This is a genomic window from Parvibaculum sp. (genome assembly GCF_035511255.1).
Lineage (GTDB): Bacteria > Pseudomonadota > Alphaproteobacteria > Parvibaculales > Parvibaculaceae > Parvibaculum.
The window spans coordinates 1-5,458 of sequence record NZ_DATKFR010000335.1; the positions used below are offsets into that span (position 1 = coordinate 1).

The window sequence follows — 5,458 nt, forward strand, 5'->3', positions numbered from 1 at the left end:
GCCGCGCATAAGGCGAAGCCCTATTGGGGCGGCTACGCGATGAGCAAGGCGGCGCTCGAAGCCCTGGTGCAGACATGGGCCGCCGAATGCGCGAATACCAGCGTCCGAGCGAATCTGCTGAGCCCCGGCCCGACCCGCACCGCCATGCGCAAGCAGGCCATGCCCGGCGAGGATCCAACCTCGTTGACCAAGCCCGCCGATCTCGTGCCGCTCTTCATCGAACTGGCGATGGCGTCCTGCGAGCGGAACGGCGAAGTGGTGGAATACAGGAAGGCCGTGAAGGCTTAGTCCTTCGCTTCCGGCAATCCGAAGACTTTTGCTCGCACCGCGACAGCATTCCTCAATCAGAGGGGCATGCGTTCTATCGTCGGGTGAGTTCGAGAAAGGAGTATCGAAAATGATAGTCCATATTTTCAGGGGACCAGGCCGCATCTTTGCCTTCTCGCAAGACGAAAGCGGAAGCAACTTGCCTGCTAAATACCGGCCATGGTTCTTGTTCAAATCGCTGGAGATGATCAGGGGCGAAGCGCAACCTGGCGTGATTGTCGACGAATGCCTGGACGACATAGAGGCGTTCGGTGTTCACGTAACGGATGCGCATATCCGGATCACCGAACAAGCGACGACCTGACCCAGCCGGCATTAAAGCAACCCGCTCGGGTTGCTCCCGGCACCGCACCTGAAAAGATCAGTTGTTGCGCTTCTTCTTGTCCGCGAACGGGTTCTTCCGTGCACGCATGAAGAGGCGGATCGGCACACCGGGCAAGTCGAAGCTCTCGCGCAAACCATTGACCAGATAACGGCGATAGGCCGTCGGGACTTCCTCGGCGCGGCTCGAGAAGACGGCGAAGGTTGGCGGCCGCGATTTCACTTGCGACATGTATTTGAGATTGATCGCGCGGCCTTTCGAGGCCGGCGGCGGGTGGCGTGAAATCGCCTCTTCGAGCCAGCGATTGAGTTTCGCGGTCGAGATGCGCGCATTCCAGACCGTATGCACAGCCTCGATCTTCGGCATCAGCTTGTCGGTACCGCGTCCCGTGAGCGCCGACAGCGTGACGATGGGAAGGCCTCGCACCTGCGGCAGCAAGCGTTCGAGTTCTTCCTTGAGTTCGCGAAGCTTGGCCTGCGGGTCTTCGACCGTGTCCCACTTGTTGACGACGATCACCATCGCCCGGCCTTCCTGCTCGACGAGATCGACGATGTGGAGATCCTGACGTTCGAAGGGGATGCTCGCGTCGAGCGTCACCGCGACCACTTCGGCGAACCGGATCGCGCGCAACGTGTCGGCGACGGAGAGTTTTTCGAGCTTCTCGGTGACGCGGGCACGCCTGCGCATGCCGGCCGTATCCCAGAGCTTCACGCGGCGACCGCGCCATGTCCATTCGATGCCGATGGCGTCGCGCGTGATGCCCGCCTCCGGGCCTGTCAGCATGCGGTCCTCACCGAGGAGATAGTTCACCAGCGTCGACTTGCCGACATTGGGCCGCCCGACGATGGCGACGCGCAGCGGCGCTTCGAGGTCGGGCTCGTAGGGCGCATCCGGATCGAAGCCCCCTTCGGCGTCCGCTTCAGCGGCGAGCGCATCTTCGACCGCCTGCTCGCGCTCTTCCTCCTCGATCCTGTCCGCATAGGGCTGGATCGACTGGTAGAGCGCCGACAGGCCCTCGCCATGTTCGGCGGAAAGTGGGATCGGCGCGCCGAGCCCGAGTTCGAAGGCCTCCATGCGACCCGCCTCGCCTGCGCCGCCCTCACATTTGTTGGCGACCAGCACAACCGGCGTCGGCGACTTGCGGAGTATCTGCGCGAAACGCTTGTCGAGCGGCGTGACGCCCGCGCGGGCATCCATCAGCAACAGGCAGACGTCGGCGTCGGCCACAGCGGCGTCCGTCTGCCGGCGCATGCGCCCCTCGAGGCTGTCGGATGCCGCCTCTTCGAGGCCCGCGGTGTCGATCACCGTGAAGGTGAGATCGCCGAGATGCGCTTCGCCTTCGCGGCGATCACGCGTCACTCCCGGCGTGTCGTCGACAAGAGCAAGCTTCTTGCCAACGAGCCGATTGAAAAGCGTGGACTTGCCGACATTCGGCCTGCCCACAATGGCAACTTTGAATGACACGGGGCCAATGCCCTCTCTTAACTCGCGAACGCCAACAGGCGCCGGATCACTTCAGCGCGACGAGTTCCGCGTCGTCGGTCAGAATATAGACGATCCCGTCGGCGACGATCGGGGCAATCAGCGTCTTGCCCGGCAGGTCGATCTGTCCCTTGATCTCGCCAGTATAAGGCGAGACGGAGAGGGCCTTGCCCGTCGTCGAAACGAAGATCAGCCGGTCGCTGACGAGCAGCGGACCGCTCCACTCGATGGGCTCTTCCTTCGTCTCCGGCTCCTCGTAGCGATCGAGCTTCGTCAGCCAGCGGATGCGCCCGTCGCGACGGGACAGGGCGACAACTTCCTGATCGGTTGTAATGAGGAAAATATACTCGCCCGCAACCCACGGTGTCTGAACGCCGGCGATGTCCTTGGTCCAGACACGCTCGCCGGTGCGCAAGTCGATCGAGACCAGACGGCCCGAGTGGCTGATCGCGAAAACGCGGTCGCGATCGATCACCGGACGACCGGCGATGTCGTTCAGTTCCGACAGTGAAGTCAAGGTGCCGGTGCGCGTCAGCGAATCCGACCAGAGGACGGTGCCGTTCTCGACACGCAGCGCGAAGAGCTCGCCCGACGAATAAGGCACGATGACGATGTTGCCGGAGACAGCCGGGCTCGTTGCCGCGAGAATGCCGGCGCTCTCCGTGATGCCGCGATGGCGCCACAGAATCTGGCCGTTCGCCTCGGCAAGGCAAATGAGCTGATTGTCCGACGTCACCGCGAAGACACGGCCGCCATTTGCCGTCGGCGAGGCGCGGAAGGGGACGCCGGCATCGGCCGTCCAGAGCACCTTGCCGCTCGCGGGATCGAGAGCGTGAACCTTGCCGAAACCGGTGGCGACGAAAACCTTTCCGTCATCATAGGCGACGCCGCCGCCTCGCGCCTTTTCCGAATCTTCATCCTCGGGCGTCAGATCCTGCTTCCAGAGCTGTTTGCCCGACTTCGCGTCGAAGGCACGCACGCCCGCTTCGGAATCGAGAACGAAGACCTTGCCGTCCGCAACGATGGGAGAGGCGACCAGGCGCCGCGCACGGTCGGAGCCTTCGCCGGCCCCCGTGCTCCATTGGCGATCGAGATTACCCGGCGCAGCAAGATGATACATCGCGTTGTCGGCAGTGCCGCCCGGCTGCGTCCAGTCCTTGTTCTCGAAGGGCTTCGGCAGTTCGACTTCACTGTCCTTGAGTTCCGGATCGACCTCGAGCTTGGTTTCAAGCTCCATGACGGAGAGACGCTTGCCCGGCAACTTGGGCTTCGGCGCCGCCGTGAACATATCGTCGAACATGCTGCAGCCGCCGATGCCGATGGTGACGACGGCGAGGACGACGAGACTAGCGGCCCTGATCGACCGGATGCAGGTGGTTCTGAAATCCGCAACCATGAACGTCACTCCGCCTTCGCGGCCGCATCGGCGGGCGCTGCATTGTTGGGGGCCGAAGGCGTTCCGCCTGCGGCGGGCTTTGCTTCGGATGCCGGCTTCGGTACATGCGGCGCGATCAGCGCCAGCATGACATGCGCCCGATCGCGAAGCCCGGCGGACACCGTCGCGTCGGAGACGATGGCGTCGAAATAGCCCTGAGCTTCCTGATATTTGCCGGCTTTGTACGCCGAAAGGCCGAGAACTTCGCGGGCGCTGTTGCGCCAGGCCGACTCGGCGTCGTTGAGGCTCGCGATCCGGCCCTTGATGTCGTCATAGCTCGCCGTGTCGACGAGCAGTAGCGCCGCCTTGACGCGCGCCATGTCGCGCAACATTTGCGGCGCGGAAGAGGTTTCCGCGAGCGCATCGAAAGCGGCGACGGCCCCCTTGGTGTCGCCGGCTTCCACGAGCGCGCCTGCCTGACGCAGATGCGCGAGCGCCGCATAACCCGAAGGTGCCGAAGCCGCGAACGCGCCGAAGGCGGCCGCTGCTTTCGCCGGTTCTTCCTTCGCCGCCTGTTCGACGATCTCGCTATAGCGCGCCGAGGCTTCCTCGTTGCGGGACCGTTCCCAGGCCCGCCAGCCGACAAAGGCCGAGGCGACGACGACGATGCCCACCGCAATGCCGACGAGGTAAATGCCGTATTTTTCCCAAAGCTGCTTCAACCGGTCGCGGCGAAGGTCTTCTTCGATTTCACGGAAGAGATCGGTCAAGAGCGCACTCCGAAGGTGACCAGAAAGCAATGTCCGGGGGATGCGCCGAGACGGCGCGAGACATCCTCCCCCTCGCCTGTTCAGGCAGGCGGCGTAAAATAGCCCGCCGCCTCCGGATTGGCAAACCTGATCCGGTCGGAAAGCCTCTCAAACGCCTGTTATTATTTTACTTTTTTCATGCCGTAGGTGTGTTCGACGGCCGGAAAGGTGCGCGCCCTGACTTCGCGCGCATAGGCCTCCGCCGCCCCGGCGATCTGCGCGCCAAGCGTCGCGAATTCCTTGACGAATTTCGGCGCCCGGGGCGACAGACCGAGCATGTCCTCGAGGACGAGAATCTGGCCGTCGCAAGCCGCCGAAGCGCCGATGCCGATGGTCGGGATGTCGATCTGCCGCGTGATCTTGGCGGCCAGCGGTTCGGCCATGCCTTCGAGCACAACGGCGAAGGCGCCGGCTTCGGCGATCGCGGCGGCATCTTCCTCGATCGAGGCCCACTCCTCCTCGACGCGGCCCTGCGTCTTGAAGCCGCCCATAACCTGGATCGACTGCGGCGTCAGGCCGATATGGGCCATCACCGGAATGCCGCGGTCGTTGAGATAGCGGATCGTCTCTGCAAGGCGCTTGCCGCCTTCCATCTTGACGGCCGTGCAACCCGTTTCCTTGATGACGCGAACCGCATTGCGGAAGGCGACTTCCGGGCTTTCCTCATAGGAACCGAAGGGCATATCAACCACGACGAGCGCGCGCTCGGTGCCGCGCACCACGGCTGAGCCATGCGCGATCATCATTTCGAGCGTGACGCCGAGCGTCGTCTCCATCCCGTACATCACCATGCCGAGCGAGTCGCCGACGAGGATCACATCGACATAAGGGTCGATGTAGCGCGCCGTATGCGCATGATAGCCGGTGAGGCAGACCACGGGCTCGGCCCCTTTGCGGGCGCGGATATCGGGGACTGTGATGCGATTGATCTTGGACTGGACTGACATGCCGGATCATCCCTGCGTTGAGACCGGATCCAATGGACCCTGAGCCTGATAGATAATGTCTGCGCGTGGAGTTGCGAGGCGGCCCTGCGCCGCGTCGAAAGGCCTGACATTTCAAGCCCTTAGGTGCCTCCCGGCACCTTTCCGGTTCTTTATGGAGCGACCTTAGCCGACGGAGACGGCGGGCGCAAATCAGGCC

6 protein-coding genes are annotated in these 5,458 nt (G+C 63.5%); 2 read left to right on the top strand and 4 right to left on the bottom strand.

Annotated features, from left to right (window positions below; genetic code table 11):
- Both VMR03_RS13100 and VMR03_RS13105 read left to right on the top strand, forming a co-directional pair.
- The coding region (locus VMR03_RS13100; RefSeq protein ID WP_325405915.1) for an SDR family oxidoreductase at positions 1-288 on the top strand (288 nt) is incomplete at its 5' end.
- A 109-nt stretch (positions 289-397) separates the two neighbouring features.
- The gene (locus tag VMR03_RS13105) at positions 398-631 is read left to right on the top strand and encodes a hypothetical protein (protein WP_325405917.1); all 234 of its coding nucleotides are present in this window, start codon (positions 398-400) and stop codon (positions 629-631) included.
- A 57-nt stretch (positions 632-688) separates the two neighbouring features.
- Here the strand turns inward: VMR03_RS13105 and der are convergent, their stop codons facing one another.
- From der to panB, 4 genes are all read right to left on the bottom strand, one after another.
- Positions 689-2,113, bottom strand: coding sequence for a ribosome biogenesis GTPase Der (gene der, locus VMR03_RS13110; protein ID WP_325405919.1), 1,425 nt, complete (start codon positions 2,111-2,113; stop codon positions 689-691).
- 46 nt (positions 2,114-2,159) lie between these two features.
- Complete coding sequence (locus VMR03_RS13115) at positions 2,160-3,527, bottom strand: PQQ-like beta-propeller repeat protein (protein ID WP_325405925.1); 1,368 nt, start codon at positions 3,525-3,527, stop codon at positions 2,160-2,162.
- Between the two features lie 5 nt (positions 3,528-3,532).
- Complete coding sequence (locus VMR03_RS13120; RefSeq protein ID WP_325405921.1) at positions 3,533-4,276, bottom strand: tetratricopeptide repeat protein; 744 nt, start codon at positions 4,274-4,276, stop codon at positions 3,533-3,535.
- A 161-nt stretch (positions 4,277-4,437) separates the two neighbouring features.
- A complete protein-coding gene (gene panB / locus VMR03_RS13125) occupies positions 4,438-5,262 on the bottom strand; it encodes a 3-methyl-2-oxobutanoate hydroxymethyltransferase (RefSeq protein ID WP_325405923.1) in 825 nt (274 codons plus the stop codon).
- Between the last annotated feature and the right edge of the window lie 196 nt (positions 5,263-5,458).